The organism is Thermococcus sibiricus MM 739 (assembly GCF_000022545.1).
GTDB classification, from domain to species: Archaea; Methanobacteriota_B; Thermococci; order Thermococcales; family Thermococcaceae; genus Thermococcus_A; species Thermococcus_A sibiricus.
In genome coordinates, this window is sequence record NC_012883.1 from 168,004 (window position 1) to 182,799 (window position 14,796).

A 14,796-nucleotide genomic window follows, 5' to 3' on the forward strand; every position below is an offset into this window, starting at 1 on the left:
ATTGCAAGTTCTAAAAATGATAAAAGGTCTTGGGAAGGTCTCTTTTGAACCGCTTACTCCTGTTATTCTACCTTTACATCAAAAAGACAGATCTCATCGCCTTTTAATACATTTTTAGGCCGTTTGAAGTTTATATTCGGGTTGTAGGCCTTCATCAGAGCGATATCTTGTTCACAATATATGAGACCGATCTCTTCTGCACCTTTTTCTTTCCAAACTTTTGCAAAGGGGCAGAAGCTCACTTCACTGTAATATGTTACTTCATCTACTTTTGAGGTGCCTTTCCAGGCTTCTTTAAGTGGCATATCATAGTATTTTGAAAGATTTTCCATTGTTGGGGGTAGACCCCTGCTTAAAACCTCTTTCCTGATATTCTCTCCCCTTTCTGAGCCAAAGTTTTCGATAGCTTTTCTTAGAACTCTTTCGCCCTCATCTCCGAAAGTATCTATAACTTCTTTTGAGATATGATAAAAGAGAAGGGCCATAATTTCGGCCATTTTTTGAACACTACTCTTTTCTTCGTTCATTTTTAATCCCTCCTTAAAGTGTATTTATTCACAAACAGGTTTTATGTTGCAAATCTAAAAATCTTTGTGTGTCTAGGAAAGTTTATTATTTGTTGGCGATAATATTTGAAAATAGATCATGAGATGTGACTCAATATAATTGATCAATTTTGACCACATTTTTATTTTCCTTTGACCACACTATATATAATTGAGGTGGTGATTATGATTGAAGTTGTTGAGAGAGAATATAAAGTGGAAGAAAGTTTAAAGTTGAAACTTGGAAATGTGAACGGCCGCATAAGAATTGAAGGATATGATGGAGATACAATAAAACTCAAAGCAGAGAAAAAATGGGGCCTTTTAGGAACAGAGCCTAAAATAAAGGTAAAAAAAGAAGGAAATATATTAAAAATTGAAGCAAAACATGGAAAAAGTTTTGGAGTCAGTATGGGAGAAAGTGCAGTTAACTTTGATATTTTAGTTCCTAAAAGTGTAGAGGTTGGAAAAGTCGGAAATGTAAATGGCTCGATATCGTTGAAAAACATAGAAAAAGTCGGAAAAGTGGCAACAGTAAACGGGAGTATAACAGCAGAGAATGTATTTGCGGGGAAGATTTCAACTGTAAATGGCTCAATAAAGGCCATGCTTTCAAGTATAAATGGGGATTTAGTCATTTCAACAGTGAATGGAAGTATTGAAGTTTATCTCTCCAAGGATTCGGATATTGAAGTTAATGCACACTCTGTTAATGGGAAAATAGCCTCTGAAATTCCAGGAGAACTTTCAAAAGCGCCTTTCCATGGGCCAAAATCATTTAAGGGTGTTCTTGGAGAAGGAAAATATAACGTGAAGATCTCAACAGTAAATGGCAATATATCTATTAAAGCGCTGTAACACATAAAATATCAAATACAATTGCACCAATCCAGTGGAGAAGAAAGCTTGGTAGAAAGCTTTCACTTTTTAAATCTATTTTTGCAAAAACTATTCCAGCTATGAATGAGTAGGGTATTTCTAATGGAGGTTTTCCAATATGGACTAAGGTATAAGGAATATTCTGAACAATTATGCCCAGCCATTCATTTTTCTTGGCAAGAGGAAAGAGAAGAATTCCGCGGTAAAAAGCTTCATGTGCGAACATGATAACACCAATGAAAAGCTCTTTGAAGAGAAACTCTCTCCATGAATTATATGAAAATAGTGGGTAATAGCTCCTAAAACTTTCAAGCTGTGAGGCATAGAGACTTATGGGAAGTGTTAGTAGAAAAAGTGCAAGTGCCAACATATAACCATCCCTTTTGCCTATTTTGAATCCTAAGTCTTCATGTTTGAATCCTAAGGTTAAGCCCAGTGTGAAAGGTACTAATATGTAAAATAGAGTATTATAAAGGGCCCATTCATAGATATTGCCTCCTAAAGAGCGGTTTAATATTATAAGAAAAATTCCGAATAGATAAAGAAGCGGAAGTTTTCTCAAAAGAAATCACCAAATAAAGGATAAAGAGAGGTTACTCTTCTTTTTCTTCATTATCTTCCCCAGTTTTTTCGATGCTATTCTCAGTTTCCTTGTTCTCTTCTGGTTCTGATATAACTTCTTCTGCTATTTCTTCCACTTTCTCCCCTTCTTCGGGTTTGGGTTCTTCAGCTTTCTCTTCATCTTCTTCGACTTTTGCCTCTGGTGGCTTTAAGAGCTCTTCAACTGTGGGCTTGAATTCAATTTTTTCATAACCTAAGAATTTGAGATCGCTTTCTAGTAAGATTTCGCCTAGTACAAGGTTTCTTGGGTCGATTGTCTGGTCTTTAAACTCAACCTTGACGTCTTCCTCGCCCACTTCAATTTCTACCTTTTCAAAGTCTATTCTTGGAATTCTGAGTTCTATTAAAGCTTTTACTTTCTCTATTGGATCTTCGATTTTTTCAAGGATCTCCACTTCATAAACGGCAGTTTTTCCAGCGAATGGGTGGTTGAAATCCACTCTAACTCTGCCACTTGAAACGCTCATAACCCTACCTTTGAGTTTCTTACCGCTATCAGTCTCTATTTCAACATCAAGGCCAGGGAATGGGTAAATACCTTGCCTTCTAAACTGACCAATTGTGAAGGTCTTTATAAGCTTGGGGTCCCTTTTTCCAAAGGCTTTTTCTGGTGGGATTTCAATTGTGTATTTCTTTCCAACTTCCAATCCTTCAAGAGTCTCATCGAGACCTTTTATAACATGTCCGGCTCCAACTGCTATTGGGACAGGCCCGTAAATCCCTTTTTCATTGTAAATACCAGCCTCTTTTGCAACATCATCATAAGTTGTATCAAATATCTCTCCAGTCTCCTTGATCTTTCCGGTGTAGTGAAGCTTTATTACATCTTTCTTTGCCACTTTCATACCCATAACCTCCATCTTTCCTTTTTTCAAAAACTGGTTTAGATTATGGAGGGGGGTTTTTAAGCTTTGCACTTGCCGAAAGCGATAATCTAATAAAAACTTTGAAGAATTTTCTCTAGGTGGTGGAAAAGTGAGAGTTTATAACACTATGACAAAGCAGAAAGAAGAGTTTAAACCTTTGAGAGATGATGAGATTAGGATGTATGTCTGTGGGCCGACGGTTTATGATTACACTCATTTGGGCCATGCAAGAACTTACATAGCGTTTGACGTTATCAGGAGATATTTAGAGCATAAAGGTTACACTGTGTTGATGGTGATGAACTTTACCGATATAGACGATAAGATTATTAGAAGAGCAAACGAAACCGGCGAAGATCCAAAAGAACTCGCTGAAAAATTCTTGAAATATTTTCTTGAGGACATGAAAGCTTTAAAAGTAAAACCGGCCGATATTTACCCGAGAGTTACGGAGCATATTCAGGATATAATTGAATTTGTGAGAAAACTTGAGGAAAAAGGTTATGCGTATGGAAGTAGTGATGGAGTTTATTTTGAAGTTAGAAAATATGAGAAATATGGAAAATTAAGCAAAGTTAATCTTGAAGACCTCAGAAAAGGAGTACGTGTTGAGCCAGGAGAAGGGAAGAAAAATCCTGAGGATTTTGCACTCTGGAAGAAGGCCAAGCCAGGAGAGCCAAAATGGGAGAGCCCTTGGGGAGAAGGGAGGCCTGGATGGCACATTGAATGTTCCACAATGAGTACAAAGTACCTTGGAGAAAGCTTTGATATTCACGGCGGTGGAAATGATCTGATCTTTCCACATCACGAGAATGAAATAGCCCAAACAGAAGCATGCACGGGTAAAGAGTGGGTAAAATACTGGTTTCACACAGGTTTTGTGATGGTTAGTGGAGAAAAGATGAGCAAAAGCCTTGGAAACTTTGTTACTATAAGAGAGCTTCTTCAAAGATACTCTCCCGAGGTCATAAGGTTCTTTGTTCTCCAGAAGCACTATCGCTCACCTCTTGATTATACCGAAGAGGGGATACAGCATGCAAAGAATAACCTTGAGAGGTTATATAACACGATTGAGAATATAAGAATAGCAATGGAAAAAGTGGAGGTTCCATTTAAATGGGAGAAAGAGGAATTTGAACTCTATGAAACAATAAGGGATGCTAAGAAGAAGCTCTATGAGGCCATGGATGATGATTTTAACACTGCTGAGGCCATGAAACCCATCTTTGAAGTTGCAAATGCTGTAAACGCATATCTTACAAAGGTCGAAAAACCAAAGGAAAGTGTTCTTAGAAAAGCATTAGAATTCTTTAGAATAATAAGTGAGGTCTTTGGGATTTTTGAGGAATACTTCAAAGAGGCGAAAGAAACCAAAGAAGAGGAACTTATAGAGCTCCTAATTGAAGTGAGGAGTGCACTTAGGAAGCAAAAGAACTTTGAACTGGCGGATAAAATAAGGGCCCAGCTTAGGGAACTTGGTATTCAACTTGAGGACACTCCACAAGGGACAATCTGGAAGAGAATAAATGTTTAGCTCTTTTCTTAATTTCTTTTCAAGAGGGGTTGTAAAGAGGCTTTTACTTTAGCAATTTTTAAATATCATTTCGATGAAAATCTTAATGGTGAGGACTATGAAAATATTGGAACTTCTCTCAGACCTTGTGGAGTTTGAGACGGTAAACGACCCAGCAAAAGGGATTAAGCCCTCTAAAGACTGCCCCAAATTTGTAATGGACATCCTCTCTTCATGGGGCATTGAGACTGAGTTGATCGAGAAGGATGGATACTATGCCGTTTACGGTGAACTAGGGGAGGGAAAACCAAAAATCCTTTTTATGGCCCATTTTGACGTTGTACCCGTAAACAGGGAGGAATGGAATACAGAGCCATTTAAATTAGTGATAAAGGGCAATAAGGCATATGGGAGAGGAAGTGCCGATGATAAGGGAAATGTTGCCTCAGTAATGCTGGCTATTAAGGAATTATCGAAGATGGATCTTGAGGGAAAAGTTCTCTTTGCAGTTACGGGGGATGAAGAAATAGGTGGGGTCTTAGCCATGCACATTGCGGAGAAACTTAGAGATGAGGGTAAAATGCCCGAATATATGATAAACGCCGATGGGGTTGGCATGAAACCAATTATTCGAAGAAGAAAAGGCTTTGGAGTTACAATAAGGATGCCTTCAGAAAAAGTTAAACTTAAAGGGACTTTAAAGGAACAAAAGTTTAGAATAAACACTCCTATAGTTGAAACGAGGCATGCTGCTTATTTCCTTCCGGGGGTCGACACTCATCCAATGATAGCTGTTTCCCATTTCCTAAGGAATAGCAATGTTGCAGTTGTCTCTCTCGAAGGCAAATTCTTAAAGGGGAACATTGTACCGAGTGAAGTGACCCTTAAATATCTTGAAGTGGGTGATGGGGAAGAGATTGAGGTAGATCTTGGATTGACAAGGCTTTTGAAAGCTATAATACCTCTTGTGAGGGCCCCAATAAAGACTGAAAAGTACAGTGATTATGGTGTCTCCATAACGCCTAACTTATATTCTTATCAGGGGAATAAACACGTTCTAAGGTTGGATATAAGGGCGATGAGTTATTCTCAGGAGGCTATTGAAACGACTTTGAAAGAGATTATCAGATTCAACATTCCTAATGCAGAAATCACGATTAGAAGTAATGAAAAAGCTGGTTATCTTTTTACACCTCCAGATGAGGGAATAGTGACAACAATGCTAAAAATACTCGAGGGGTTTGACCAGAAAGCGGAGCCTGTAGAAGGGCCTGGAGCGGCTGATTCAAGATTTTTCACACCTTATGGAGTCAAGGCGATAGATTTTGGGCCCAAAGGCGGGAATATTCATGGGCCTAATGAATATGTGGACATTGAATCCCTTAAAGTGTTGCCTGATGTATACAAAGAGGTTGCATTGAGACTTATTAAGGGTTAATTTTAGTTTTCTTTTTCTTTTCTTCCCGTGAGAAAAGCTTAAATATTACTTCCCTACTAACGTCAGTAAGGGAAATCATGAAAAAGTTTCCAGCATACTTGGCTTCTTGGGACGATATAGAAAGGTGGGCAAAAGAAGGTTCAATAAAGATTCTTAAAGAGAACTGGATCCCAGATGTTGTTGTTGGGCTTGCAAGAGGAGGCTGGGTAGCAGCAAGGCTATACTGTGACTATCTTGGCATTAAAGAGCTTGTGAGTATTAAAGTGGAACACTGGGGAGTTACAGCAACTCCAGATGGGAAAGCAAGGTTGAAATATGGTACTCAATATGACTTTGAAGGCAAGAAAGTTTTAATAGTGGATGATATAGCCGACACTGGAGAGAGCCTTACTCTAGCAAAGAACTATATTGAGAGCAAAAATCCAGCTGAAATTAAAGTGGCTGCTCTGTTGGTAATAAAGACCTCAAAATTCAGGCCAGATTACTTTGGAGAGGAAATTGACTGGGCCTGGATAGTCTTCCCTTGGAACTTCGTTGAGGATATGATAAACCTTGTAAACAATCTCTTTGAAGAAAAAGAATCTCTTACTTCGGATGAAATAATAGAATTGTTTAAAGAGCTCCATGGGATGGAGGTTCCTAAAGATAAATTGGAGGAAGCATTAAAATTTGCCCAGATGAGAAAGATATTTAAATCGGATGGGCAATCTTGGCGCAAAGCCTAAGGTTGTGGTACCTTTGGATAAGGAGGATATGATAAAATCAATAAAGGGGCACAGCAACTATTCCAAGGAAATTTACGGTATGCATGAAGATGTAATAAATGAAACTCTAGAGAACTATGATAAACTGAAGGAAGACTACTTAAATGATCATTCAAGGGCTAGAATCGTGAGGATAGTGATAAATGAAGATAATAACCTGCCATTAGCCATAGAGTTCCATCGAAAGGATGATTCATTTAAAGGCTTCAGTATAGCAATAGGAAAGCCGTACATAAAGAATGGAAAGAGTAATGGCCACGATTGAATGTAAAATCCATCTTTGCTGATCCTTCTAGCATATTTGGTAGTTTATTTTTTCTTTTGAAGCTTGACTCTTTAGGAGTAATGTAAAGATTTTTAACTTTCAACTTTCACTTTTAAAAAGGTTTTAAAACCTATAATATCAACTTTATTAGGGTGACCTAATAATGAGAAAGATGGGATTAATCCTAATAATCTTTTTAATCTCGCCTTTATCTTTCACACTTGCTCAAGAGAAACCTCTAGTAATTACAAGTATAGCACCAATAGCAGAGATAGTTAGAGAAGCTTTTGGTGAAAGTGTTCAGGTGGAATATCTTGTTCCTCCAAGCGTGGATCCACACCAGTATCAGCTCACACCAGAGCAGATTGAAAAAATTCAAAAAGCAGATGTTATACTTACAATTGCTCACTTGCCCGTCGAAGAGAAAATAGAGGAGCTTGAAAAGGAGGGTGTATTAAAAGGGAAGATTCTTGAAATAGAGGATTATCAGAGGCATGGTTTCCGTTATCTGCCCGAGAGGTGGTACAATAACAAGTACAATCCTCATGGTATTTGGCTGGATCCCTATAATGCTCTTGCAATTGCTGAAACAACAAAAGAATCTCTAAAAACACGTTATTCTGGGAAAAATATCTTTGATGCCCAGTACTCGTTATTTAAGGCAAAAGTTGAGACAATTATTTTAGCGTATCAAAAAATGAATTTAAGTGAAAAACAAGCCATAATTGAACTCCCTTCTCAACAATATGCATTGGAATGGATGGGTATTGAGGTTATTGCTTCAATAAAGCCTGAGGAGGAGATTCCAGCTAAAAGTGTTGATGAACTTTTGGAAATGGCAAAAACTGTCGATGTGATAGTTTACTCTGTTGATTCACCAGAATCATTGAAAAATGCTGCGCTTGAACTTTCCAGAAAAACTGGAGTCCCAGCAATTGAGGTTTCCACAATATGGAGTGAAAAAGAATACACAGAAGTTCTTATCCAGAATTCAGCAAATATAGTTTCAGCTTTTAGGACTTATATTCCCCAGGAAGTTCCTTCACAACAAAGTTTAAACACAACTTACATCATATTGGTCTTTATAGTGGGGGTGACCCTTGGAACTGCATTTGGGGTAATAATAAAGAAATGAAAAAAGTTATTCCCTCTTGTATGGTTTTCCGTCGGCTTTTGGTGCTCTTACTCTGCCTATCATTCCTGCAACGATGATTAATGTCACCAAGTATGGAAGTGTGGCAACGAATTGCCATGGAACAATTTTCTGAATTGCCGGGGTTGTTCTTACCCATACCGAAAGATTATCAAAGAACCCAAATATAAATCCACCTAAAAGGGCCCTTAGAGGGTTCCATCCGCTGAATACCATGTTTGCCAGTGCTATGAAACCTCTACCTGCTGAGAGCTGTTTTGTAACGGTACCAAGCCAATCGACACTCATGAAGGCTCCACCAAGTCCTGCAAGAGTTGCTCCGTAAACCGTGGCTAAAAATCTATAGCGTTCTACGTTTATACCCAGTGCATCTGCGGCTTCTGGATTTTCACCTACTGACCTTATTCTGAGGCCCAAAGGTGTTCTAAAGAGTACCCAGTGAGTTAAAACTGCTATCACTATTGTTACAAAAACCATTGGGCTTAAGCTTCCATAAGCAGTTTTTATTATTGGGGTTATTCTGAAGTTTGAGGGGACTTGATGTTGTCCTGCAGTTCCCCAGTATGCTGGAATTCCAAAAGCCACAACACCCAAGGCCAGCAAGTTCACGCCTATACCAGGAATAACGTGATCACCCTTCAAATAAACGGTAATAAAACCGTGAAGCATTCCAAGTAGCATTCCAATAAATGCTCCTCCGATTAGGCCGATCCAAGGACTACCACTAATCTCCGCAAACATTGCTCCAAAGAATGCAGTCATGAGTAGTATCCCTTCATAGCCTATGTTAACTACACCCGCTCTCTCACTAACTGTAGCGCCAACGCTTGTAAGCACAAGTGGTACCATAGCGGTCAAGGCTCCTATAAGTATTGAAAGGGCTGTGTCCATCATTTTCTCACCACCCTTTTCAATAGATCTAGAAGTCCCGGGATAGCTACTGTAACAACTATAATTCCTTGGACTACTCTAACCATCTCTAAAGGTACTCCTGCTTCAATCTGCATAGCTGTAGCTCCAGCTTTAAGCATTCCAAAGAATATTCCACTGAATATTATCCCCAAGGGATGATTTCTACCTACTAATGAGACTCCAATTCCATCAAATCCATATCCATAGATATTTGCCATCCCTTGACTTATTGCATAACTTGGTGGTCTTCCCATCATCTCAATAGCACCGGCAAGTCCACTCATGATCCCTCCTAGGACGAAGGACCATATAACAGTTTTTTTGGGGTTTATACCAGCATAACGGGCTGCTCTTTCATTGTATCCGCTAACACGTAGTTCATATCCGATGGTGGTGTGCCAGAGAATATAGTAAGCAACTAGTGCTGCTATTACTGAAATTGCAAAGGCCCAAGATAATTCCGTTCCCTTTATTATTATGGGAAATCTAGCGCTTAAAGGAATTGCTATAGTTTTATTTGGATCTTTTGGATTGGGTATTTTCTGGATTATAATGTACAGAGCTAAGAAATATGCTACCCAGTTTAGCATAATTGTTGATACAACTTCATTAACCCCCCTGAATACTTTTAGAAGTGCAGGAATGGCCATCCAAGCAATTCCGGCAATTATTCCACCGAGAAGACCCATTAAAATGTTTCCCCAAATATTGGTCAAAATGAGTGCCGCTATAGCTCCGAAATACACTGTGCCTTCCCCACCTATGTTAAACAAGCCGGTTTTTGCACCAAGCCCAAATGTTAGCGCGGTTAGCATTATGGGAGTTGCAGCACTTAGAGTCATTGCCCATCCGTATTTGGAGCCTAATGCACCATCAAAGAGAGCGGAATATGCTTCAACCGGATTGTATCCTGAAAATGCTAATATGATGGCCCCTACTAATATTCCTATTATTACAGCAATTAAGCTTTCTATGAGAGGTTTGGCAAATCCTTTAATGTCAACTTTCATGTTTTATACCTCCCATCATCAGTCCTATTTGTTCTTCAGTAACCTCTTCGGGTTTAACGATGCCTACAAATTTCCCTTCATACATTATTGCCATTCTATCGCTAAGCTGAAGCACTTCATCTAGATCTGCAGAAACTAAAAGAACAGCTTTATTCTCATCCCTGAGTTTTATTAGGTAATTTCTTATATATTCTGTTGAGGCTACATCCACACCCCTTGTGGGTTGAGATGCAATTATGAATTCAGGTTGCTTGCTAGTTTCTCTTGCTACGATGAGCTTTTGTTGGTTCCCTCCACTTAAGCTTTTTACAGGAGCGTCTATACTTGGTACTAAGACTTCAAAATCCTTTACAATCTTTGCAGCGTGTTCTTTGGCTTTGTTCCACCTTAACATTCCAATAGGTCCCCTAAAAGTCTCTCTCCAGTGAAGGCCAAGTATGGAGTTTTCAGTAACACTCATTTCTGCTACTAAACCCATATGGATCCTATCCTCTGGTATGTGAGCCACTCCAAGGTCATAGAGTTCTTTTGGAGGTCTTCCAGTGATTTCTTTTCCATTGAGAATAACTTTGCCTTTTTCAATTTTTCTAAGTCCGCTTATTGCTTCTATAAGTTCGGTTTGCCCGTTACCTTCAACACCAGCTATTCCAAAGATCTCTCCGGCTTTCACGTTGAATGTTAATCCTTTTACAGCATCTTGGCCTCTATCTCCTTTAACCCATAAATCTTGGACTTGTAAAACAGGGTTTTCTGCTTCTTTTGGAGGTTTTTCTATCCTAAGAACTACCTCTCTTCCGACCATCATCTTAGCAAGCTCTTTTGGGGAAGTTTCATTTGTATTTACAGTTCCTATAAGCTCTCCTTTTCTAAGAACTGTTACCCTGTCTGTTATTTCCATGACTTCTTTGAGTTTATGACTGATAAAGATAATTGTTTTTCCTTGGGATTTTAGTTTTTTAAGAACATCGAAGAGTTCTTTAACCTCTATGGGGGTTAGTACAGCGGTTGGTTCGTCCAATATAAGTACATCAACGTCCCTATATAGTGTTTTTAATATCTCAATCCTTTGTTGGACACCAACAGGGAGGGTTTCTACAGGAACATCAAGAGGAACTTGGAAATTCAAATCATCCATAAGTTTTTGCAGTTTCTTCATCGCTTTCTCGACGTCTATCTTAGAAAAGAGACCATGCCCCTCCATCCCAAGTATGATATTGTGGAGGCCATCAAAAACATCTACCAGCGTGAAGTGCTGGTGAACCATACCAATTCCATTTGCAAGAGCATCAGCGGGAGTTTTAAATCTCACTTCTTTGTTATTAACAAAGATTTTACCATCTGTAGGATGGAGCATCCCAGAGAGGATCTTCATCAGGGTAGTTTTCCCAGCCCCATTCTCTCCTAATAAACCATGAATCTCACCTTGTTTTACGGAAAAATCAACACCTTTAAGTGCTTTAGTGCCATCGGGATAGATTTTTATGATTCCTTTCATTTCAATAATTGGAGCTTCTTCCATAAATGCACCCCCTAAAGATTATAAAGAGAAAATAGAAAGGAAATATCAGTTGTTTTACCATTGTTTTCCTAATTCTTCCATCTCTTGCCATGTTTCAGCGTTTCTTATGGCTTCGATTTGTTCTGAAGTTAGTGCTGATGGAATTTCTATCTCTCCACTCTTAATCTTAGACTCCAATTCACTTACGGCTTGCCAGATCCAGTCTGGAACTTGGCTCCTTGTTTCTTCAAGCTTGGTAAAGAGTTCTTCCTCGCTGTTAAGTCCAAGTTCTTCAAGTTTTTGTTGCTTTGTGTCTTCTGGTAGTGAGTTAAAGATTTCCCTAACGTCTTCAATGGTGCTTACGCCAACACCACCCTCGTTAAGACCAAGCTCCATTATTCCTCCTTGCCAGTTACCCTTGACGGCCATTTCAACAGTCCTGTAGACACCAACGTCAACTCTCTTCATCATTGAAGCTATTATTACACCTGGCTTGATCCAGTCTTGGGCTGAATCAACACCAACAGCAAATGGTGGCCCCATCTCTTTTCCTTGACTCTCAAGGTACTCGTCAACAGCATCAAAAACACCAAGGCCAACAGCACCTGCGACTTGGTAGATTATCCAGGCCCCTTGTCCAAGCTGAGCTTGAGCTGCGGTTTTACCTTTTGCAGGGTCTGTGAATGAACCGGTGTAAGTGTAGAGAACTTCAATATTAACGTCATTTCCAGTCTTTTGCTTGTAATAGTCTTCGGCCCAAACAACACCGAAGTGATAGCCACCTTCGAATTTATAAAGAACGGGAATCTCAATACCAAGAACGATTCCAACTTTGTCTTTACCATCATTTGCAGCTATTAATCCGGCTAAAGCTCCAATTAAAGCTGAGCCTTCGTTTTCTTTAAAGAGAATACTTACAACATTTGGTTTGTCGGGAATAAATCCATCAACAATGGCGAACTTTTGATCTGGGAATTCGTCTGCAACTTGGATCACTGCATCAGTCATCATAAATCCAACTGCTACTATAATGTCGTACTCTCCAGTCTGGGCGAGACTCCTAAGGTTGGGCAAGTAATCTGATTCTGTATTGCTTTGTACTTCCTTAATTTCAAGGTTAAAGTCTTTTGCAGCTTTTGAAGCTCCTAGATATGCCATATCGTTGAAGCTTAAGTCCCCTCTCCCACCGACATCATAGACAACTGCAACTTTTCCTGCGTATTCAGGAGTACTTGTTGTTTCTCCACCTGTACATCCACTTATGGCAACACTAAATACTAAAACTCCTATTAAAAAGACTGTCAATATTCTGTTCTTCATAGGTCGACCTCCATAATGGGGTTATCGTATGGGAGTGAGAATGATAGAATATATATTTTGTGGTGCTGGTGCATAGGAATCCGCATGTTTTTAAAAACATTGTGCCTATTAACAATGGGATGCTCATGCTTAAGGAGATAGTAAATCTTGAACGGGGCGTAATTCTAATCACAGGGGATGCAAAGAAACTTGCTAGGATATTTCTAAATGCATGGCTTTCTAAAGGGAAACTATTTCTGGCTGAATATTTGCCATTTGAAGTTGGATATCCTGAAAGTGTTTTCATTGGAAATATAGATGAAACCATAAAACTTGATGGGTATTTCCTCTATTCCCTCCTTTCTAGACCAAAAACAGAGCGAAAAAAGTATTACTCCTTCATATCCAATCATGATGATAGGGTCATATTAATATACGAGCCTAAGTACTTCAAAGACTCAGTTTTTAAGTATGCTATTAAGGATTTTATAGATTATCTTGTTGCTTACAAGCGAGAGACAATGGGTATGGAGAGAATTGATGTTTACAAGCTTGAAGAGGGCAGAGTTATTAAAAAGGAAACTTATATAAGGAGATTTTGAGGGAAACAGAATAAAAAATTTTTTAACTTAGCCTCGTATTTCTTAGTGTTAACAGTCATTGTTGGTGATTCTTATGGGCAAGTACTTTGGGACAAGTGGCATAAGGGAAGTCGTTAACGAAAGATTAACTCCAGATCTTGCTTTAAAAGTTGGAAAGGCTTTGGGCACTTATCTTGGTGAAGGGAAGGTTGTAGTTGGTAAAGACACTAGAACAAGTGGAGAGATGCTAAAGAATGCTCTTATTTCCGGTCTTTTAAGCACCGGCGTTGATGTTATTGATATCGACCTTTCTCCAACACCCTTAACTGGGTTTGCAATAAAACTCTACGAAGCAGATGCAGGTGTCACAATAACTGCTTCTCACAACCCTCCAGAGTACAACGGGATAAAGGTATGGCAGCCAAATGGAATGGCCTACACAAGCGAGATGGAAAATGAATTGGAAAGAATTCTTGAAAAAGGGAAGTTCCAGCAGGTATCTTGGAATGACATAGGAGAACTAACGAGGGCTGATCCAAAAAAGGAGTACATAAAGAAAGCCCTTGAGATGATAGAGCTTTCAAAAGGCTATAAGGTTGTAGTTGACTGTGGGAATGGTGCAGGTTCAATTCTATCCCCTTACCTCCAGAGAGAGCTTGGAAACAAAGTTGTTTCTCTAAACTCACATCCAAGCGGTTTTTTTGTTAGAGAGCTTGAGCCAAATGCCAAGAGTCTCTTAGCTCTTTCAAAGGCTGTAAAGTCTCTTGGGGCCGATGTTGGAATAGCACACGACGGAGATGCTGATAGAATCGGTGTTATTGACGATCAGGGCAACTTTGTTGAATACGAAGTCATGCTTTCCCTCATAAGCAGCTACATGCTCAGAAAGTTCGGGAAGGGGAAAATTATCACCACTGTGGATGCGGGGTTTGCCTTGGATGACTACATTAAACCTTTGGGAGGAGAAGTCGCTAGGGTAAAGGTTGGAGATGTTGCAGTTGCAGAGGGTATAGTAAGAGAAAACGCAGTCTTTGGGGGAGAGCCAAGCGGGACTTGGATAATACCCCAGTGGAACCTAACTCCGGATGGCATATTTGCCGGTGTACTTGTTCTTGAGATGATTGATAAACTCGGCCCATTAAGTGAAATTGCAAAGGGAGTGCCACGTTACGTTACTTTAAGGGCAAAAATCCCCTGTCCAAATGAGAAGAAAGCCAAAGCCATGGAATTCATAAAGAGAGAAGTCCTCGAGAACTTTGAGTACAAGAGGATTATTGACATTGATGGTATCAGGATTGAAAATGATGAGTGGTGGATTCTATTCAGGCCAAGTGGAACAGAGCCAATAATGCGCATTACTCTTGAGGCACACACAAAGAAGAAGGCGGAGGAGCTGATGGAAAAGGCTGAAGAAGTTGTAAAAAGAGCGATAAAAAGTGTATAATATGAACT

15 protein-coding genes are annotated in these 14,796 nt (G+C 39.3%); 8 read left to right on the forward strand and 7 right to left on the reverse strand.

The genetic code is table 11. The annotated features are described in order from the left end of the window. Positions 1–62: 62 nt before the first annotated feature. The gene (locus tag TSIB_RS00825; protein WP_012766199.1) at positions 63–527 is read right to left on the reverse strand and encodes an L-2-amino-thiazoline-4-carboxylic acid hydrolase; all 465 of its coding nucleotides are present in this window, start codon (positions 525–527) and stop codon (positions 63–65) included. A gap of 204 nt (positions 528–731) precedes the next feature. Here TSIB_RS00825 and TSIB_RS00830 point away from each other — a divergent pair, with 204 nt between their 5' ends. Continuing rightward, complete coding sequence (locus TSIB_RS00830; RefSeq protein ID WP_012766200.1) at positions 732–1,403, forward strand: DUF4097 family beta strand repeat-containing protein; 672 nt, start codon at positions 732–734, stop codon at positions 1,401–1,403. Here TSIB_RS00830 and mrtA read toward each other — a convergent pair. Continuing rightward, positions 1,390–1,986: a CPBP family archaeomyxosortase MrtA gene (gene mrtA, locus TSIB_RS00835; RefSeq protein WP_012766201.1), complete on the reverse strand. Its 597-nt coding sequence runs from the start codon at positions 1,984–1,986 to the stop codon at positions 1,390–1,392. The two genes, TSIB_RS00830 and mrtA, sit on opposite strands and share 14 nt — an antisense overlap. 31 nt (positions 1,987–2,017) lie before the next feature. Next, positions 2,018–2,890, reverse strand: coding sequence for a peptidylprolyl isomerase (locus TSIB_RS00840; protein WP_048160130.1), 873 nt, complete (start codon positions 2,888–2,890; stop codon positions 2,018–2,020). A gap of 130 nt (positions 2,891–3,020) precedes the next feature. Here TSIB_RS00840 and cysS point away from each other — a divergent pair, with 130 nt between their 5' ends. The 5 genes from cysS (at position 3,021) to TSIB_RS00865 (ending at position 8,026) form a co-directional block, all read left to right on the forward strand. Further along, on the forward strand, positions 3,021–4,445 hold the full coding sequence (gene cysS, locus TSIB_RS00845; protein WP_048160131.1) for a cysteine--tRNA ligase: 1,425 nt from the start codon (positions 3,021–3,023) through the stop codon (positions 4,443–4,445). Positions 4,446–4,518: 73 nt separating this feature from the next. Beyond that, positions 4,519–5,862: a M20/M25/M40 family metallo-hydrolase gene (locus TSIB_RS00850; protein WP_012766204.1), complete on the forward strand. Its 1,344-nt coding sequence runs from the start codon at positions 4,519–4,521 to the stop codon at positions 5,860–5,862. A 77-nt stretch (positions 5,863–5,939) separates the two neighbouring features. Beyond that, a complete protein-coding gene (locus tag TSIB_RS00855) occupies positions 5,940–6,587 on the forward strand; it encodes a phosphoribosyltransferase (protein WP_012766205.1) in 648 nt (215 codons plus the stop codon). Beyond that, on the forward strand, positions 6,562–6,891 hold the full coding sequence (locus tag TSIB_RS00860) for a hypothetical protein (protein WP_012766206.1): 330 nt from the start codon (positions 6,562–6,564) through the stop codon (positions 6,889–6,891). Before TSIB_RS00855 ends, TSIB_RS00860 begins: the two co-directional genes overlap by 26 nt. A gap of 163 nt (positions 6,892–7,054) precedes the next feature. Continuing rightward, positions 7,055–8,026, forward strand: coding sequence for a metal ABC transporter solute-binding protein, Zn/Mn family (locus TSIB_RS00865; RefSeq protein WP_012766207.1), 972 nt, complete (start codon positions 7,055–7,057; stop codon positions 8,024–8,026). Between the two features lie 6 nt (positions 8,027–8,032). On the opposite strand, the gene TSIB_RS00870 is transcribed toward TSIB_RS00865, so the two are convergent. From TSIB_RS00870 to TSIB_RS00885, 4 genes are read right to left on the reverse strand one after another with little or no spacing between them, the layout of a single operon-like run. Continuing rightward, positions 8,033–8,938 carry an ABC transporter permease gene (locus TSIB_RS00870; protein WP_012766208.1) on the reverse strand — a complete coding sequence of 302 codons (906 nt, stop codon included), beginning with the start codon at positions 8,936–8,938 and terminating at the stop codon, positions 8,033–8,035. Next, positions 8,935–9,966 carry an ABC transporter permease gene (locus TSIB_RS00875; RefSeq protein ID WP_012766209.1) on the reverse strand — a complete coding sequence of 344 codons (1,032 nt, stop codon included), beginning with the start codon at positions 9,964–9,966 and terminating at the stop codon, positions 8,935–8,937. Before TSIB_RS00875 ends, TSIB_RS00870 begins: the two co-directional genes overlap by 4 nt. After that, complete coding sequence (locus tag TSIB_RS00880; protein WP_012766210.1) at positions 9,956–11,485, reverse strand: ABC transporter ATP-binding protein; 1,530 nt, start codon at positions 11,483–11,485, stop codon at positions 9,956–9,958. The genes TSIB_RS00875 and TSIB_RS00880 overlap by 11 nt, the downstream gene beginning before the upstream one ends. A 54-nt stretch (positions 11,486–11,539) precedes the next feature. Then, a complete protein-coding gene (locus TSIB_RS00885; protein ID WP_012766211.1) occupies positions 11,540–12,784 on the reverse strand; it encodes a BMP family lipoprotein in 1,245 nt (414 codons plus the stop codon). Positions 12,785–12,852: 68 nt separating this feature from the next. Here TSIB_RS00885 and TSIB_RS00890 point away from each other — a divergent pair, with 68 nt between their 5' ends. Continuing rightward, the gene (locus TSIB_RS00890) at positions 12,853–13,365 is read left to right on the forward strand and encodes a hypothetical protein (RefSeq protein ID WP_228359817.1); all 513 of its coding nucleotides are present in this window, start codon (positions 12,853–12,855) and stop codon (positions 13,363–13,365) included. Positions 13,366–13,438: 73 nt separating this feature from the next. Then, positions 13,439–14,788, forward strand: coding sequence for a phosphoglucosamine mutase (gene glmM, locus TSIB_RS00895; RefSeq protein ID WP_048160133.1), 1,350 nt, complete (start codon positions 13,439–13,441; stop codon positions 14,786–14,788). Positions 14,789–14,796 lie beyond the last annotated feature (8 nt).

Bases quoted from the DNA above. Each gene is read 5' to 3' on its own strand.
- TSIB_RS00825 (WP_012766199.1), bottom strand. From the start codon at position 527: ATGAACGAAGAAAAGAGTAGTGTTCAAAAAATGGCCGAAATTATGGCC.
- TSIB_RS00830 (WP_012766200.1), top strand. From the start codon at position 732: ATGATTGAAGTTGTTGAGAGAGAATATAAAGTGGAAGAAAGTTTAAAG.
- TSIB_RS00840 (WP_048160130.1), bottom strand. From the start codon at position 2,890: ATGAAAGTGGCAAAGAAAGATGTAATAAAGCTTCACTACACCGGAAAG.
- TSIB_RS00850 (WP_012766204.1), top strand. From the start codon at position 4,519: ATGAAAATCTTAATGGTGAGGACTATGAAAATATTGGAACTTCTCTCA.
- TSIB_RS00855 (WP_012766205.1), top strand. From the start codon at position 5,940: ATGAAAAAGTTTCCAGCATACTTGGCTTCTTGGGACGATATAGAAAGG.
- TSIB_RS00860 (WP_012766206.1), top strand. From the start codon at position 6,562: ATGGGCAATCTTGGCGCAAAGCCTAAGGTTGTGGTACCTTTGGATAAG.
- TSIB_RS00865 (WP_012766207.1), top strand. From the start codon at position 7,055: ATGAGAAAGATGGGATTAATCCTAATAATCTTTTTAATCTCGCCTTTA.
- TSIB_RS00870 (WP_012766208.1), bottom strand. From the start codon at position 8,938: ATGATGGACACAGCCCTTTCAATACTTATAGGAGCCTTGACCGCTATG.
- TSIB_RS00875 (WP_012766209.1), bottom strand. From the start codon at position 9,966: ATGAAAGTTGACATTAAAGGATTTGCCAAACCTCTCATAGAAAGCTTA.
- TSIB_RS00880 (WP_012766210.1), bottom strand. From the start codon at position 11,485: ATGGAAGAAGCTCCAATTATTGAAATGAAAGGAATCATAAAAATCTAT.
- TSIB_RS00885 (WP_012766211.1), bottom strand. From the start codon at position 12,784: ATGAAGAACAGAATATTGACAGTCTTTTTAATAGGAGTTTTAGTATTT.
- glmM (WP_048160133.1), top strand. From the start codon at position 13,439: ATGGGCAAGTACTTTGGGACAAGTGGCATAAGGGAAGTCGTTAACGAA.